General features: G+C 59.8%; 15 protein-coding genes, 3 pseudogenes and 1 other annotated feature. Of the genes and pseudogenes, 5 read left to right on the top strand and 13 right to left on the bottom strand.

The genetic code is table 11. The features are described from left to right. Positions 1–136: 136 nt before the first annotated feature. From LKE90_RS11795 to LKE90_RS11785, 3 genes are read right to left on the bottom strand one after another with little or no spacing between them, the layout of a single operon-like run. A complete protein-coding gene (locus LKE90_RS11795) occupies positions 137–838 on the bottom strand; it encodes a lytic transglycosylase domain-containing protein (RefSeq protein ID WP_003618774.1) in 702 nt (233 codons plus the stop codon). Beyond that, positions 825–1163, bottom strand: a complete 339-nt coding sequence (locus LKE90_RS11790) for a DUF736 domain-containing protein (RefSeq protein ID WP_003618772.1) — start codon at positions 1161–1163, stop codon at positions 825–827. Before LKE90_RS11790 ends, LKE90_RS11795 begins: the two co-directional genes overlap by 14 nt. Position 1164: 1 nt before the next feature. Further along, positions 1165–1668, bottom strand: a complete 504-nt coding sequence (locus LKE90_RS11785) for a S26 family signal peptidase (protein WP_408737096.1) — start codon at positions 1666–1668, stop codon at positions 1165–1167. 90 nt (positions 1669–1758) lie between these two features. On the opposite strand from LKE90_RS11785, the gene LKE90_RS11780 reads away from it, so the two are divergent. Then, positions 1759–2969 (top strand): IS3 family transposase gene (locus LKE90_RS11780; RefSeq protein ID WP_291501409.1). Its coding sequence is split into 2 segments (ribosomal slippage): positions 1759–2044 and positions 2044–2969, totalling 1212 coding nucleotides; the frame shifts between segments, so codons are not numbered across the junction. Then, positions 2037–2153: a sequence feature (AL1L pseudoknot), on the top strand. It overlaps the preceding gene by 117 nt. Before the next feature lie 17 nt (positions 2970–2986). On the opposite strand, the pseudogene LKE90_RS11775 reads toward LKE90_RS11780, so the two are convergent. Together LKE90_RS11775 and LKE90_RS11770 are read right to left on the bottom strand one after the other, a co-directional pair. Beyond that, positions 2987–3427, bottom strand: a pseudogene (locus LKE90_RS11775) (replication initiator protein A); the annotation flags it as partial. Then, positions 3427–3711 (bottom strand): helix-turn-helix transcriptional regulator, encoded by a 285-nt coding sequence (locus LKE90_RS11770; protein WP_003618758.1) that lies wholly within the window; start codon positions 3709–3711, stop codon positions 3427–3429. The gene LKE90_RS11770 and the pseudogene LKE90_RS11775, both read right to left, overlap by 1 nt. A 662-nt stretch (positions 3712–4373) precedes the next feature. On the opposite strand from LKE90_RS11770, the gene LKE90_RS11765 reads away from it, so the two are divergent. Further along, on the top strand, positions 4374–5828 hold the full coding sequence (locus tag LKE90_RS11765) for a SulP family inorganic anion transporter (protein ID WP_003618757.1): 1455 nt from the start codon (positions 4374–4376) through the stop codon (positions 5826–5828). 363 nt (positions 5829–6191) lie between these two features. Here the strand turns inward: LKE90_RS11765 and LKE90_RS11760 are convergent, their stop codons facing one another. The 8 genes and pseudogenes from LKE90_RS11760 to LKE90_RS11725 form a co-directional block, all read right to left on the bottom strand. Further along, positions 6192–6851 (bottom strand): DUF2285 domain-containing protein, encoded by a 660-nt coding sequence (locus tag LKE90_RS11760; protein ID WP_261766023.1) that lies wholly within the window; start codon positions 6849–6851, stop codon positions 6192–6194. Continuing rightward, positions 6817–6957: pseudogene (locus LKE90_RS11755) on the bottom strand (transcriptional regulator domain-containing protein); the annotation flags it as partial. The pseudogene LKE90_RS11755 and the gene LKE90_RS11760, both read right to left, overlap by 35 nt. Positions 6958–7089: 132 nt before the next feature. Further along, positions 7090–7368, bottom strand: a complete 279-nt coding sequence (locus LKE90_RS11750) for a DNA -binding domain-containing protein (protein ID WP_010669065.1) — start codon at positions 7366–7368, stop codon at positions 7090–7092. 11 nt (positions 7369–7379) lie between these two features. Next, entirely contained in the window at positions 7380–7664 is a 285-nt protein-coding gene (locus LKE90_RS11745; protein WP_026200050.1) for an XRE family transcriptional regulator, read from the bottom strand. A 157-nt stretch (positions 7665–7821) separates the two neighbouring features. Beyond that, positions 7822–7974: a hypothetical protein gene (locus LKE90_RS11740; protein ID WP_170213666.1), complete on the bottom strand. Its 153-nt coding sequence runs from the start codon at positions 7972–7974 to the stop codon at positions 7822–7824. A gap of 339 nt (positions 7975–8313) precedes the next feature. Beyond that, positions 8314–8493: pseudogene (locus LKE90_RS11735) on the bottom strand (DUF736 domain-containing protein); the annotation flags it as partial. Positions 8494–8655: 162 nt separating this feature from the next. Continuing rightward, the gene (locus LKE90_RS11730) at positions 8656–8955 is read right to left on the bottom strand and encodes a DUF736 domain-containing protein (protein WP_029329699.1); all 300 of its coding nucleotides are present in this window, start codon (positions 8953–8955) and stop codon (positions 8656–8658) included. Positions 8956–9327: 372 nt separating this feature from the next. Continuing rightward, positions 9328–9516 (bottom strand): hypothetical protein, encoded by a 189-nt coding sequence (locus LKE90_RS11725; RefSeq protein WP_291501475.1) that lies wholly within the window; start codon positions 9514–9516, stop codon positions 9328–9330. 66 nt (positions 9517–9582) lie between these two features. Here LKE90_RS11725 and LKE90_RS11720 point away from each other — a divergent pair, with 66 nt between their 5' ends. From LKE90_RS11720 to LKE90_RS11710, 3 genes are read left to right on the top strand one after another with little or no spacing between them, the layout of a single operon-like run. Further along, entirely contained in the window at positions 9583–10809 is a 1227-nt protein-coding gene (locus LKE90_RS11720) for a tyrosine-type recombinase/integrase (protein WP_291501474.1), read from the top strand. Continuing rightward, the gene (locus tag LKE90_RS11715; RefSeq protein ID WP_291501473.1) at positions 10803–11723 is read left to right on the top strand and encodes a tyrosine-type recombinase/integrase; all 921 of its coding nucleotides are present in this window, start codon (positions 10803–10805) and stop codon (positions 11721–11723) included. Before LKE90_RS11720 ends, LKE90_RS11715 begins: the two co-directional genes overlap by 7 nt. Continuing rightward, positions 11720–12718, top strand: coding sequence for a tyrosine-type recombinase/integrase (locus LKE90_RS11710; protein WP_291501472.1), 999 nt, complete (start codon positions 11720–11722; stop codon positions 12716–12718). Before LKE90_RS11715 ends, LKE90_RS11710 begins: the two co-directional genes overlap by 4 nt. Positions 12719–12913 lie beyond the last annotated feature (195 nt).

The raw sequence follows: 12913 nt of genomic DNA, 5'->3' as shown, positions 1-12913 counted from the left end.
ATCAAACCAACCACATGCAGACCCGAACGGGCGCTGCTTTTACCTTGCCGTCCTTCCCTCCGTTGCCAGCCTCCCCCCAGCGCCCCCTCCCAAAGGCACCCATGGCCCGCCAACGCCCGATGGACCGGAACGGGGGTCATCGACGTGCTTCCCCATGCCCTGAGGCGATGAACAGCCCGACCGACTGCGGTGCGAGTGCCGTCCAGTCTGTCGGGCGAGCGTCATCGGCATGCACCGGATCATGCGCGCTCTCGCCATGCCGAGGGGCATTTCCTGTGCGCAGGAATGACGCCGGAAAGAGTGAAGATCTCTGCCAGGACGGTGTCTCCGAAGCACCGATCACGATGTCATCGGCAGGCGGAAGAGCCAGCCGCGCGCTGACCGATGCAACGTAATCCCGCGTCTCGGCAGGCAGTGGTCGGCCGGTTGCGAGATGCTCGTCATAGCGCGCGGGACCGGCATTATAAGCAGCCAGAAATCCGGCTTCGCCATAGCGATCCCGCATCCAGCGCAGATAGGTCGCACCAGCCAGAATGTTGTCACGCGGGTCGAACGGATCGTCGCCGAGGCCGAGCGACGTACGCAGGCTGGCCCATGTTCCGGGCATCACCTGCATGAGCCCCATCGCACCCGCCGACGACACGGCATGCGCATCGCCCCTGCTCTCCGCGTGCAGCACGGCAGCAATCCATGAGGCCGGAATCTGCGCGCGCGTGGCGGCTTCCGCGATCATGTCGGCGTAGGGATCGGCAACCGCATTATGCGTCGGCACCGTCAATGAAACGACGGCCGGAAGCACGACACCGAGCAGACGGAGCGCCGCCTTACCGCCGGTCATCACGCTTCACCGGGCGGCTCCAGACCAGATGGAAGGCACGCCCCTGACGATCGGACTGGAACAGATTGGCGCGGATCGGCTGCGCCAGCATGGGGTCGTCGAGAACCAGCGAGAGATAGGTGCCCGCCTTCTCGCCGGTGCGTTTCCAGGCCGCGCCGACCTCTGGTCCGGCATCGGCGTCACCGAGATGGACGCGATAATCGGGCGCATGCTCGGCGTCCGACGATGTCGCCGGCACGATCGTTAGTTCGACGTCGAGGGCGAGCGTGCGCAGCCGACCGGCGAAGCCGTCAGCCGTGCGTGTAAAAGTTCCGATCTGGGCCATGTCAGCCTCGTTTCTGCTTGGGGGTGGGAGACATCGGTGACGGCACGAGCCACAGCGGCTGCGCGCGGCCGAGCACCGCAGCGACCGGCAGGATGCCGAAATAGCGACCGTCAAGACTGGTCGGGACTGCTGCGTTCATGACGAAAATCTGGCCGGGCAGGACGTGCCGACAGCCTTGCCAGATCGGCAGCGGACGACCGCGATGATCGTAGGCGAGTGCCTCGCCAAGCGCCTTGCCGTCGACCGAAACAGCAGTACCGATCCGGCAGACCAATTGCCCCGGCAGTGCGGCAACCGGCTTGAGCAGCGGCACACCGAGGGGCAGATAGCCGCCGTGCGCCAGCATCGTGGCAATGTCGGCCGGTGGTCGGATCGCGATCAGGTCGTCGACATGCAGGGTGCTTACCGATTGCAGGCGATACAATCCGACCGGTGTACTGGCGGTGGCATTCCAGATCAGCCGGGGCGCCGGATGAATCGCCACTGACGTGCCAACACCGAGTATTGCGAAATACGTGGTGAAGAACCAACCAAGGCGCGTTGAATTGCCCCGGGTTTTGTGGAGACAGAACGACCCGTAAGGTAAGAAGAATTCATGAGCAACAAATCGAAGCGTTTTCCGCCTGAATTTCGCGAGCGTGCAGCCCGCATGGTTCTGGAGGAAGAGAAGAACCATCCATCACGCTGGTCCGCGGTGATGATGATAGCGCCAAAGCTGGATATTCATCCTGACACGCTGTCAAAATGGACCCGTCTGCATGAACGTGCCAATGCGCCTGCGGTGAGTGAACTGCCAGATCGAGAGAAGATCAGGCAACTGGAGCGAGAGAACCGCGAACTGCGGCAGGCCAATGAAATCCTGCGCAAGGCGTCGGCATATTTTGCCCAGGCGGAACTCGACCGCCGGTTCAGGCCATGACACGCTTCATTGAGGAGCATCGGCAGACATATGGTGTCGGGTCAATCTGCAGGGTTCTGTCGATTGCACCATCTGTCTATTATGCTTATCGGGCGAGACAGAAAAATCCCTGTGTGCGCAGCCAGAAAGACAAAGAACTGTATCATGAAATCCGCAGGGTCTGGACCGATAATTTCTGTGTCTATGGAGCGCGCAAAGTCTGGCATCAGCTCAGACGTGAAGGTCTGGATGTCGCCCGCTGCACGGTAGAGCGGCTGATGCGCCGGATGGGACTGAAAGGCGTCATTCGTGGCAAGGGGATCAGAACCACACGGCCCGATCCGGCACGGCCCTGTCCACGGGATCTGGTGCAGCGCCAGTTTCATGCCCCAGCCCCCAACAGGCTCTGGGTTTCGGATTTTACTTACGTTTCCACATGGCAGGGCTTTGTTTATGTGGCCTTCATCATTGATGTATTCGCACGGGTTATTGTGGGCTGGCGCGTCTCGTCCACTGCCCATACCGACTTCGTACTGGATGCTCTCGAGCAGGCTCTGTGCCAGAGGCGGCCTGAGGGAAAAGTGACCCACCATTCCGACCGCGGCTGTCAATATGTGTCCATTCGCTACACGCAAAGACTGGCTGAAGCCGGACTGGTCGCCTCTGTCGGCAGTGTCGGAGATTCCTATGATAACGCCCTGGCGGAGACCATTAACGGGCTTTACAAAACCGAACTCATCTATCGGCAGGGGCCATGGAAAAACAGGGAAGCGGTTGAACTGGCAACACTTAAATGGGTCGACTGGTTCAACAATCGACGGATCCTGTCCTCCATTGGAAACATCCCCCCAGCAGAAGCTGAGGCACGCTTTTATGCACAACAGAAATCACATGCATTAGCTGCGTAGTTCAGATAAAAACGTCTCCACAAAACCCGGGGCAATTCAGTCTGCCGCAGCGACGTCTTGATCGTGGTGGATTGCAGCCGGTCGAAGGCCGCTTCCAGCCGCTCATAGTCCCGCGCGCTGTCGCCCCGACCGATGAAGGTCAGGATCTCGCGCGGGCTGGCCACCATCAGCCGCGACGTGCGCCGACCGGCGTCACGCGCGGCAACGAGATGGCTGGCGGCCCAGATCAGCACGTCAGCATCCCAGATCGTGGCCATGCCATGTTCGGCAGACGCCTCGACCCGGATGGTGACGTCCGGGGTCCGGTAATCGATCGGGACCATGCGGGGGGATTTGGCGAGGCTGAAGAACGGAAACGCCATCAGATCCTGTGCGTCACGAGGAGCGAAATCTCCCGCGATAGCGTGGAAGAGTTCCAGTTGCTCGCGCTCGGAGCGCGCCCTGCCGGGCGGAGGCATCAGCGACGGCTCCCGCGTGATGTCGGCGGAATCAGCGGACTTTGCCGCGCGGCCGCCGGCACGACGCCGGCAGTGGTGTCCGAGGTATGGGCGCGGGCACCACTCTCGACCCAGGCCTGCAACTCATCCACCCGATAGACCACGCGGCCACCGAGCTTCGAGTAGCGCGGTCCGGTGCCGTAGATCCGGTGTTTCTCCAGTGTGCGAATAGATAGTCCGACGAAGCGCGAGGCGTCGGGCGTGCGCAGATAGCGCGGCGGCAGATCGCTGTAATTGGCGGACATGAGGTGGCTCCGTGGTCGCTGGCTGGGGCCGCGGGACAGATGCGGCCAGCAGGGATCAGCGTGGCGGAGCGAGGTCTTCCGGGACTAGGACCGATCTCATCGGGGGGCGAGATCGGTCCTTGACTGGCGGGAGATGGCGACGCGGCCGCCTCGAACCGGGCGACCGAACCAACTGGATTTCGGCTTTCGCCCTCGTCCCAATCATACAAAGTTCTGCTGAAGGTTTCGGTAAGCGGACATCATGCTGCGATGACACGAGCCAGTCTGCCAGTTTCTGAACCATAACCCATGCCATATGGTCTGCTCTCAGCAAATTGCGAACTTAGCCCATGCCGGGCCCCATGACCCAGTAGCCAAGGACATGGGGCCTGGACCGCTTACTGCATCGTGTCGCCGTCCGGTTCAGCCAACAGAGAAAGAAAGCCGGGTTCAACAGTGGGGCAGCGGTCTACAGTCCATACGTTCTGGGACGTTGGGATGTCGGTCCTCACAAGACGATCACGCCATTGCAGCAGTCAACGTTGTGTTGGCTGGTCTGTCTTCTCGGGTTGCATCGACCTCACGACCTGACTACCCTGCAAGCACCATTGCCGCGTCGGGCCACAATACGACGAAACCTTATTGAGCGTGCTTACTACCTAGAGAGGTTTCGAAAAAACGCCATGAACTTTGCGACTTATCGGTCGCAGTGGGCTTATAACCCGCTGCGCGAAGTGCTGGCCGGAATGGTCGGCACCTTCGCCCTCATTCCCGAGGTCATTGCTTTCTCCTACGTTGCCGGCGTCTCTCCCGCCGTCTCCCTTTTCGCGTCATTTGTCATTAGCGTCGCCATTTCCATCACCGGTGGCCGCCCGGGAATGATCTCAGGGGCGGCGGGTTCCGTGGCCCTCGTAGCCGCGGCCCTCGTGCATAGCTACGGGCTTCAATACCTTCTCGTCGCGACATTACTGGCTGGCGGACTACAGATCATTTTCGGTGCGCTTGGCTTTCAGGTCATTATGCGCTTCGTATCGGCTGAGGTCCGCACCGGCTTTGTGAATGCTCTCGCGATCCTGATCTTTTCGGCACAGTTACCACAAATGCTTCATGTGACGTGGCACACGTATGCACTGATTGCCCTTGGGCTTGCCATCATCTATCTCATGCCACGGATATCAACCCTGATACCGTCGCCCCTGATCTGTATCGTAGTTCTGACAGGCATCACGATGTGGTATCCAATGCCGGTGCACACTGTCTCTGATCTGGGCACGCTGCCGACAGGCCTTCCTGCTTTTACGATCCCCCACGTACCATTCAATCTGGCCACACTGAAAATTGTGTTTCCCTATGCCCTTGCGATGGCATCTGTGGGCCTCCTTGAATCTCTAATGACAGCAGGTGTCGTGGATGATGAGACCGACACGCACGGTGATCCCAGAATGGAATGCGTAGGTCTTGGTGTCTCGAATGTGTTTGTAGGACTGTTCGGCGGCATCGCCGGGTGCGGTATGGTAGGGCAGACAGTCGGCAATCTTCGGTACGGCGGCCAAGGACGTCTGTCGACCTTTACTGCCGGCGCTTTCCTGCTGTTTCTGATGGTCATGCTGCATACTTATGTCGCCCGCATTCCAATGGCTGCCCTTGTCGCCATTATGTGCATGGTCTCAATCAGCACATTCTCGTGGTCATCCCTGCGTGATCTTGCGCGTTTTCCAAAGCTCTCAAGCCTCGTCATGGTCGTAACCGTTGCCGTGACTGTCGCATCCTCGGATCTGGCTCTAGGTGTGCTCGTCGGTGTTCTGCTCAGTGGTGTGTTCTTTGCCTGGTCTATGACGCATTTGATGCACGTCAAAAAGATCAGAGAAGAGGGTACGGATATCTACGAGGTTGAGGGACAGGTTTTCTTTGCTTCGTCTGACCTTCTTCACGATCAGATCGACTTCAGGACCAATGCGCGCCGGGTCGTCATCAGGCTGAACAACGCCCATTTCTGGGACGTGACCTCGGTGGCTATGATTGAGAAGATCGTATCCAAACTCAAGGCTCGCGACATTGAAGTTGAAATCGAGGGCTTGCATGCGCTCCGGCATGGCATCGTCATGCGGTTGACCAGTGAAAAGCTCCTGACCACCTGATAAACTTCGAATAAATGTCCGGAAAAATTCGCCGTCAGGCCAATTTTTCCGGGCAGGTTTTCCATATCTGGGTTGCGGTATTCGATTACAAAATAACTGCCCCTGCAGAAACATTCCCGATGCAAACATGCGATGGCTCGTGTCAACGTTATCTTTTGACGTATAATGTTCAGGAATGGACTATTTTCTCCTTATGTATCTGAAGCCTCACTTCTTCTTTTCAACGAACCGTCACGCGTCTCCAATAGCGGACCATTTTCGGTTTTCCTCGACACAAAGCACCGGAGCGGCCAGCAGTGAGGCCATGGATACTATCAGCCTCCTTGTTCTGTTCTTCCGGCCCTACAAGACATTCATCATCCACTATCGTCCCCGAAACGGGTGCAGTAGCAGGCGCCGATATCCTCCGTCAGTCAGTCCCCGCGCAAAACGCACCAGCCGTTTCATGCGGAAATGCAGATCATGGGAGAGCCAGTCCCCTGCGGAAACCTCCCGACCGAACAGGACGCCGGCGATCTCGCGCTGCGACACCCCGTCGTCCAGGCCATCGAGCGTCCGGAGCGCCAGGATCAGCCTGCGGATGCGATCGGATGACAGGCAGGCCGGATCACGACCGGGACGCCGATCCATCAGCACGCGCCAGAGCCGCAGGGCGGCCTGGACACGCACCTCGAACAGCGCGTCGAGCGGCAGGAGCACGCCGAGCTGAGCCCCGTCAGGCGGCAAGACGTACAGCCGCAGGATCATCTCCCCCTGCTCGACCAGCACTTCTCCCGCCATATCAGGCGGCAGTTCTGCCCGAGCGAGGGAGACCGGATGATACGCCGCGTCAGCCAGTGCTGTCGGCAGGCGGACAACCGCAATCACGGCCGGCGATACCGCAACAGTCCAGCGGGCGGTACGCGGATTGAGGGCCGTGCGGACACTCTCGAAATCGCAACCCCCAGCGCCGGGCGAAGGCTTCGGCGTCTGACGTGGACAGCGCGGCCCGGAGCGCGGCGCGCTGAAGGGCGGCACGATCACGGATAAAGTCCCGATTGCGACTGACAAACTGCAAGGCAAAGGCAGGAGCGTCGAGCGACCGCAGGCCCTCGTACGCGCCCGCCGACCGCCAGTTGGCGCGGCTCATGGCGTCGTCTCCGATGCGTAACGGGTGGGAACAGGGCAAGTACTTGCTCGCGAGAGTATGCCAGACCGTCCCGTTGCCCGCTACGCCCCGCACCTGCAACAGGTCTTGCAGGTCACGCAACGATTCAGGGTGTCAGTGGGGCGCGCCGCCGCGCAGCAGATGCTGGTAGCCATGCTCGGTCATCCAGTGCGCCCGCGCCAGATGACTGTGCCAGCAGCGGTGGACGCCCTCGGGGTCAACCACCGGGTCGCGGTGGAGCACGATGCGGGCGACCTCGCGCCAGTCGGCGCCGTCGGCCTCGGCATCCAGCAGGCGGAGATAGGTAATCAGATGCTGTTCGTCGTAGCCGGTGAGACAGGACGCTTCCGGAGCGCTGTCGGCGACAGACGGGTCGAGCGGGGGCTTCTGCATGATGGAGTCGATCAGGTCGGAGAACGAACGCGACGCACCCTAGCCTGCCGCGTTTCGATGCCGGAAGTCTCGTTAAGAAACATGACGCCACGCCCTTGTCCGGACTCGATGAACAGGATGCCCGCCGCTTCCAGCGCGCGGCGAACCTGGTCGGTCGTGCCCTCATGAACGCCGAGACCGCGTTCGGATTCAAGGCGCTTGAGCGCGGTCAGTGCTACGAGGGCTTTTTCAGCGAGCATCTCCTGTGTCCAGTTCAGGAGTGCCCGTGCCGCCCTTACCTGTCGGCCAGTGATCATCCATGATCACATCCGACACGCGGGGCATGCACACCAGTAATACGACTATAATAGTCGTGTTAGAGAGATTCAACAACGTTCTTTCAGGAGGATGGCAAAGTGGAATCGGCGCCTGGATATCCGATGGCACGGGCGACCATACGAAAAGCCCCCCGCTCTATGCGGGGGGGGTCTCGTCGTATCGGTCCGCCGCGAATTGCGCGCATGCCAGCTTCAGTTCTCGTTCGATCCGTCGGCGCTCCCCGTGGCTCAGGTAAAAGCTGGTCAGTTCGGCGCGCAGCATCTGGATATGGTCGTGTAGCGTGGTCATCGTCCTGCTCCTTTCGTTTCTCGAAGACAGGACTCCGCCTCATGCACGCGGGAGCCGGGTCAGGGATCGCCGCAGGCGACCGCGCCAGCGGCGCCCGGGGGAGCCGATTTTGTCCGGTGTGCCCGTAGGGTGCGCCGGGCAAAATTGGGGGGACCGCGCGTCCTTGAGGCGGTTCACGCCGGGCATGGTATAATGGGAAGACTGAGGGAAGCCCTGTTCCCCTTTCTTGCCCGCACCCCGGCAGATCGAGAGGAGCGCGACTGCTGCGCACGCCCGCTGGTTTCCAACCGGTCATGCGAAGGCCCCGCCCGGACCGGCCGGGCGGGGATCGCGGGCACTTCAGTCGCCGTTGCGGCGACCATTGGGGCGGGACCAGATCAGGCTGTAACCCTCGCCGTCCTCGTCATCGAAGAGATTGGCGAAGATCGGGGCGTTGAAGCTCGGATCGTCGAGCTTGAGGCTCAGATAGTCGCGCCCCTCGTTGGAGCGCCGGGACCAGGCCGCCCCGATCTCGACCTTATGCGGCGCTCCGCATAAGGTCGATTATGTGGAGTCCGTGATTATGCGGAGCGGGTGATCCGGGATGGCGGTTTTCTGCGGGTTTGGGCTGGTTTCTGCTCCGCATAATATCGGGGTGGTGAGAGACCGGCGCCCCGCGTTGGGCGAGGCGCCGGGAGGTGGTCAGCGCGACCAGATGAGCTTGTGCTCGCCGTTATCGCCCTGCACGAGGCTCGCGTAGACCGGTCCGTTAAAGGAGGGGTCATCGAGCTTGAGCGAGAGATATTCGGCACCGCTGTCCTTGGCGGTCCGGCTCCACCCGGCCCCGAGTTCAACCCCGTTGGCGGCGACCCGGTAGTCGGGAGCCCGGTCATGCTCCCGGGTTACGGGCCGGATGGTCGCCTTGACGTTGATGTTGAGGGTGCGGATCGTGCCGTTGAAGATGCCGTCTTCGGTGCGGGTAAAGGTGCCGATCTGTGCCATTGTCGTATCTCCTGTCAGTGTATCGACGCCGCCCCATGCGGCCTCGATGGCGGTCTGCAGGCAACGGGACGGCTGGCCCGCACCCGCAGGGCCGCAGCGCAGCGGAGGACGGCGTCAGCCAGGGTTTTTGCCTCGCGAGGAATGCGCGTCAGCGCAGGGGAAAAAGCCTGGCCAAGCCGTTGCGGGAGCAAAGCCGGCATGGTGCCAGACACGCCTTTGAGAGAGGCCGTTTGGGGTGGGAGCAACAGACATCCGGGGATCCGATGCCGCACGACGGTCGCCGGACGCATTGAACCGTGGCAACAGACAGGCCGTCCCCTGCTCAGACGTCACGACAGGGCAGGTGCGGCACGATGGAAACCAGTCACCTGATCACGACGTGAGCGCCGATGCGGGGTCAGACCGTTCGATGCCGGTGTGACGGACGATCGACCAGGTGCTGCCGATGCTGAGCGCAGCCGTGATCGACACCTCCATCGAGGCCGGTCGGGCCGCACCCGTGCCGGACAGGCCGATCGTCACAAGCATGACATGGTCCCCGATCATATCGCGGCACGCCATTTCGGTCGTCCTGATCGATAGATCCCATGGTCATAATTCTGCTTCCACCCAACAGGAGGAGGCATCATGCCAACGGGTAATTATATCCGCCAGAATTCGGTTAAAGCACGACTGGCAGCTGGACTTGCAGCAAATCATGTCGAGGGTTTTCTTCAGTGGCTTCGCGAGAAGCAATACACACCTTTGACCGTTATAGAATTGGAGCGGCTGCTGGCATGCTGGACGCATTGGGCACGCGCGGCAGATTATACGCTCGCGACCATTCGCCAAGCATACATGGCTTCATCTACGCTGATCGCGTCGGGATATCGAGCGCGATTTCCCGGCGATCTCCGTCAGGATGTCGTGGGATGTGCCAAATTATTCATTATCTATTTGGAAACATGCAAAGTGCTGGATTCTTTGCCTGCTCCTGCCGAACCTGCTCTCCTCGTGGAATTCAGACATTGGGCATTGGAACAGCATGGTCTGGCAGAGACAACGCTCGGTTTTTACCTTCACGTCATTCGTCTTTTTGTTGCCTACATGGGTGAAGATCCGACCACTTATACGGCAGCCACCATCCGTGCCTTCGTCCTGGAACGGGGACAGAATGTCTCACAGTGTCGAGTAAAGGGCATCATTGTTTCAACACGGTCATTTCTGCGTTTTTTGGTTGCGACAAGGCGTTGTCCGTCGGGATTGGTGCATGCACTGCCCCGATCAGCAAACTGGCAGTTGACCTCCATCCCGCGATTTCTTCCGGACACGGAGATTGGGCGCATTATCGATGCGTGCGATGGCGAACAGTATCTCCGGGATCGGGCCATCATCCTGCTGCTGGCCCGTCTCGGGTTGCGTGCCAGCGAGGTCGCGCGCCTGACGTTTGACGATCTCGACTGGAGTCAGGGTCATATCCGGATCCATGGGAAAGGCCGCCGACTTGAACTGCTGCCCCTGACTCAGGAAATAGGCGACGCCATCATTGCCTATGTGACGCGTCAAAGACCGCCGCTGCCAACACACGCGTTGTTCGTCACGGTGGTCGCTCCGGTCCATGAGATTAACCGGATCGTCGTAAAATGTCTGGTCAATCGTGCCTTGACGCGGGCCGGCATAGATAGCCCGCATCGCGGCGCACATATTCTGCGTCATTCGGCGGCAACAGCCATGTTGCGTCATGGGGTGAGCCTGGCTGATGTCGGCTCAGTGCTCCGTCATCGCGATACAGCGATAACAGCCCATTATGCCAAGGTCGACCAGACCCTTCTCTCTGTCATTGCCCAGCCCTGGGGTGGGAGGGCACCATGCTGATTGACGACGTGAACCGCTATATAACCCTGCGCCGCTCACAGGGGTTCAAACTTGAAAAAACAGCCCGTCATCTCGAGGCATTTGCCCGCTATGCGGCGGAACGCGCCGATACCCATATTCGTATCGAGAGCGCGCTGGACTGGTCGTCTTCTACTTCGTCAACCCAACGCGCCCGATATCGAAAACTTCAGGAGCTTGCGCATTTTGCACGTTTTCTGCGCGCGGAAGATCCTCTTCATGAAGTTCCTGACCACCACATATTCTATTGCCCGGTATCGAGACCGACGCCTTATATCTATTCCCGGGACGAGATTGCCCGCATGCTTGCTGCGGCAGGTAATTTGCGTCGGCAGAAGCCCAGTCCGCTCAGGCAGCACATATACGTGATGCTGATCGGATTGCTTGCGTCGACCGGTCTGCGGGTCTCCGAGGCGCTGAATCTTCGGTTGTGTGATCTGTTATTGGGCGACGTGCTGCATATCCGTCAGACGAAATTCAATAAAAGCCGACTTGTTCCGATGCATCCGAGCGTCGCTGCCGCATTGCGCGACTACCTTGCTATCCGTGAGCAGTTCTCAGGGGAGGACGATCATATGTTTCTGTCCGTTGGTGGAAAGCCGATGGGCGTGGGAACCTTGTATGCAGCATTCCATGTCATCCTGCGCAAAGCAGGTATCGGTCAGGGGCGCACCCGTCGCCCCCGCATCCATGATCTCCGACATACCTTCGCGACACGGGTGCTCGAACAATGCTCAGCCCGGCGGGAGGATGTCGCTCGCGATTTTATCGCACTGTCGACATATCTCGGGCACGCACATATCCGATATACCTATTGGTATCTACAGGCGACACCCGAATTGATGAGGGATATCGCGGGAATGGCCGAATACCTGATCGGGGAGAGGCTGTCATGACCCCGATTGCACCTCTTATCGTCGGTTTTCTGCGTGACTATCTGCCCAATCAGCGTGGATTCAGCCCGCATAGTTGCGATGCCTATGCCCATAGTTTCATGCTGCTCTTTGCTTTTGTCTCTGCGAGATTACGTGTGCAGCCATCCCAGATCATGCTCGAACAGATCGATGCCGACATGGTCATAGCATTCCTCACCAATATCGAACGGGAGCGCGGCAACAGTGTTTCCACGCGGAATCTGCGGCTCGCGGCGATCAAGACCTTTATGCGCTATGTCGAATTGAAATATCCCAGAGCGCTGGAACAGGTTGCCCAGATCAGGGCGATCCCAAGCAAACGGCACGAGCAGAAGCTCGTTCAACATCTGACTCTGATCGAAATACGTGCCGTTCTCGATGCTCCCGATCTCAAGACCCGCGCAGGAATACGGGATCGGGCCATGCTGCATCTTTGCTTCGCAGCGGGATTACGTGTTTCTGAACTGGTTGGTGTCCGCCTTGAAGACGTCGTCCTGCATCCCGCACCCAGCGTCACGGTTTTGGGCAAGGGACGACGTGAACGCTGTCTGCCACTCTGGAAGGATACCGCGCGTGATATCCGGGCATGGCTCGCTGTCAGAGGCACGGCACCAACACCGGAATTATTTACCAACGCACAAGGCCGGACGATGACGCGCGCAGGCTTCGAATATATCCTGGAAAAACATGCGGCTTCAGCCGCAAGTCAATGTCCCACTTTATCAGATCGCGTGATTACACCTCATCTCTTGCGGCATAGCTGCGCGGTGACCATGCTTCAGGCCACGCGGGATATTCGCAAGGTTGCGCTCTGGCTGGGGCATGCGGATATCCGAACGACCGAGGTTTATCTGCGGATAGATCCATCCGAAAAACTCGAAGCAGTCGAGGCTGTGTTACCGCCGTCACTCCGGCGAGGACGTTTCAAGGCGCCCGACGCATTGATCGCTTCCCTGATGGCACATCGGGGAGCATGACATCGTCAGAATTTGGACCTGATCGCTCCATGGCGGTCAGGTTCTCTTCCATACCGGCACTCGGCGTGGGTCTGGTCGTGCCGGGAAATGATCGGGTACCATGCCATGCTTGTGACGGTCGGCCTGTCCGGCACGGGTGCGGTCCGACCGGCCTCGGTGGAGGTGTCGATCACGGCTGCGCTCAGCATTGGCGAC

Origin of the sequence: Acetobacter sp. (assembly GCF_022483985.1) — a bacterium.
Lineage (GTDB): Bacteria > Pseudomonadota > Alphaproteobacteria > Acetobacterales > Acetobacteraceae > Acetobacter.
Note: the sequence above shows the minus strand (reverse complement) of the source record. Positions and strands in the feature narration are given on the sequence as shown.

Excerpts from the sequence above, each read along its gene's own strand:
- LKE90_RS11730 (WP_029329699.1), bottom strand. The coding sequence starts at position 8,955 with ATGGCACAGATCGGCACCTTTACCCGCACCGAAGACGGCATCTTCAAC.
- LKE90_RS11770 (WP_003618758.1), bottom strand. The coding sequence starts at position 3,711 with ATGTCCGCCAATTACAGCGATCTGCCGCCGCGCTATCTGCGCACGCCC.
- LKE90_RS11795 (WP_003618774.1), bottom strand. The coding sequence starts at position 838 with ATGACCGGCGGTAAGGCGGCGCTCCGTCTGCTCGGTGTCGTGCTTCCG.
- LKE90_RS11750 (WP_010669065.1), bottom strand. The coding sequence starts at position 7,368 with ATGCAGAAGCCCCCGCTCGACCCGTCTGTCGCCGACAGCGCTCCGGAA.
- LKE90_RS11790 (WP_003618772.1), bottom strand. The coding sequence starts at position 1,163 with ATGGCCCAGATCGGAACTTTTACACGCACGGCTGACGGCTTCGCCGGT.
- LKE90_RS11710 (WP_291501472.1), top strand. The coding sequence starts at position 11,720 with ATGACCCCGATTGCACCTCTTATCGTCGGTTTTCTGCGTGACTATCTG.
- LKE90_RS11740 (WP_170213666.1), bottom strand. The coding sequence starts at position 7,974 with ATGACCACGCTACACGACCATATCCAGATGCTGCGCGCCGAACTGACC.
- LKE90_RS11720 (WP_291501474.1), top strand. The coding sequence starts at position 9,583 with ATGCCAACGGGTAATTATATCCGCCAGAATTCGGTTAAAGCACGACTG.
- LKE90_RS11765 (WP_003618757.1), top strand. The coding sequence starts at position 4,374 with ATGAACTTTGCGACTTATCGGTCGCAGTGGGCTTATAACCCGCTGCGC.
- LKE90_RS11725 (WP_291501475.1), bottom strand. The coding sequence starts at position 9,516 with ATGGCGTGCCGCGATATGATCGGGGACCATGTCATGCTTGTGACGATC.
- LKE90_RS11745 (WP_026200050.1), bottom strand. The coding sequence starts at position 7,664 with ATGATCACTGGCCGACAGGTAAGGGCGGCACGGGCACTCCTGAACTGG.
- LKE90_RS11715 (WP_291501473.1), top strand. The coding sequence starts at position 10,803 with ATGCTGATTGACGACGTGAACCGCTATATAACCCTGCGCCGCTCACAG.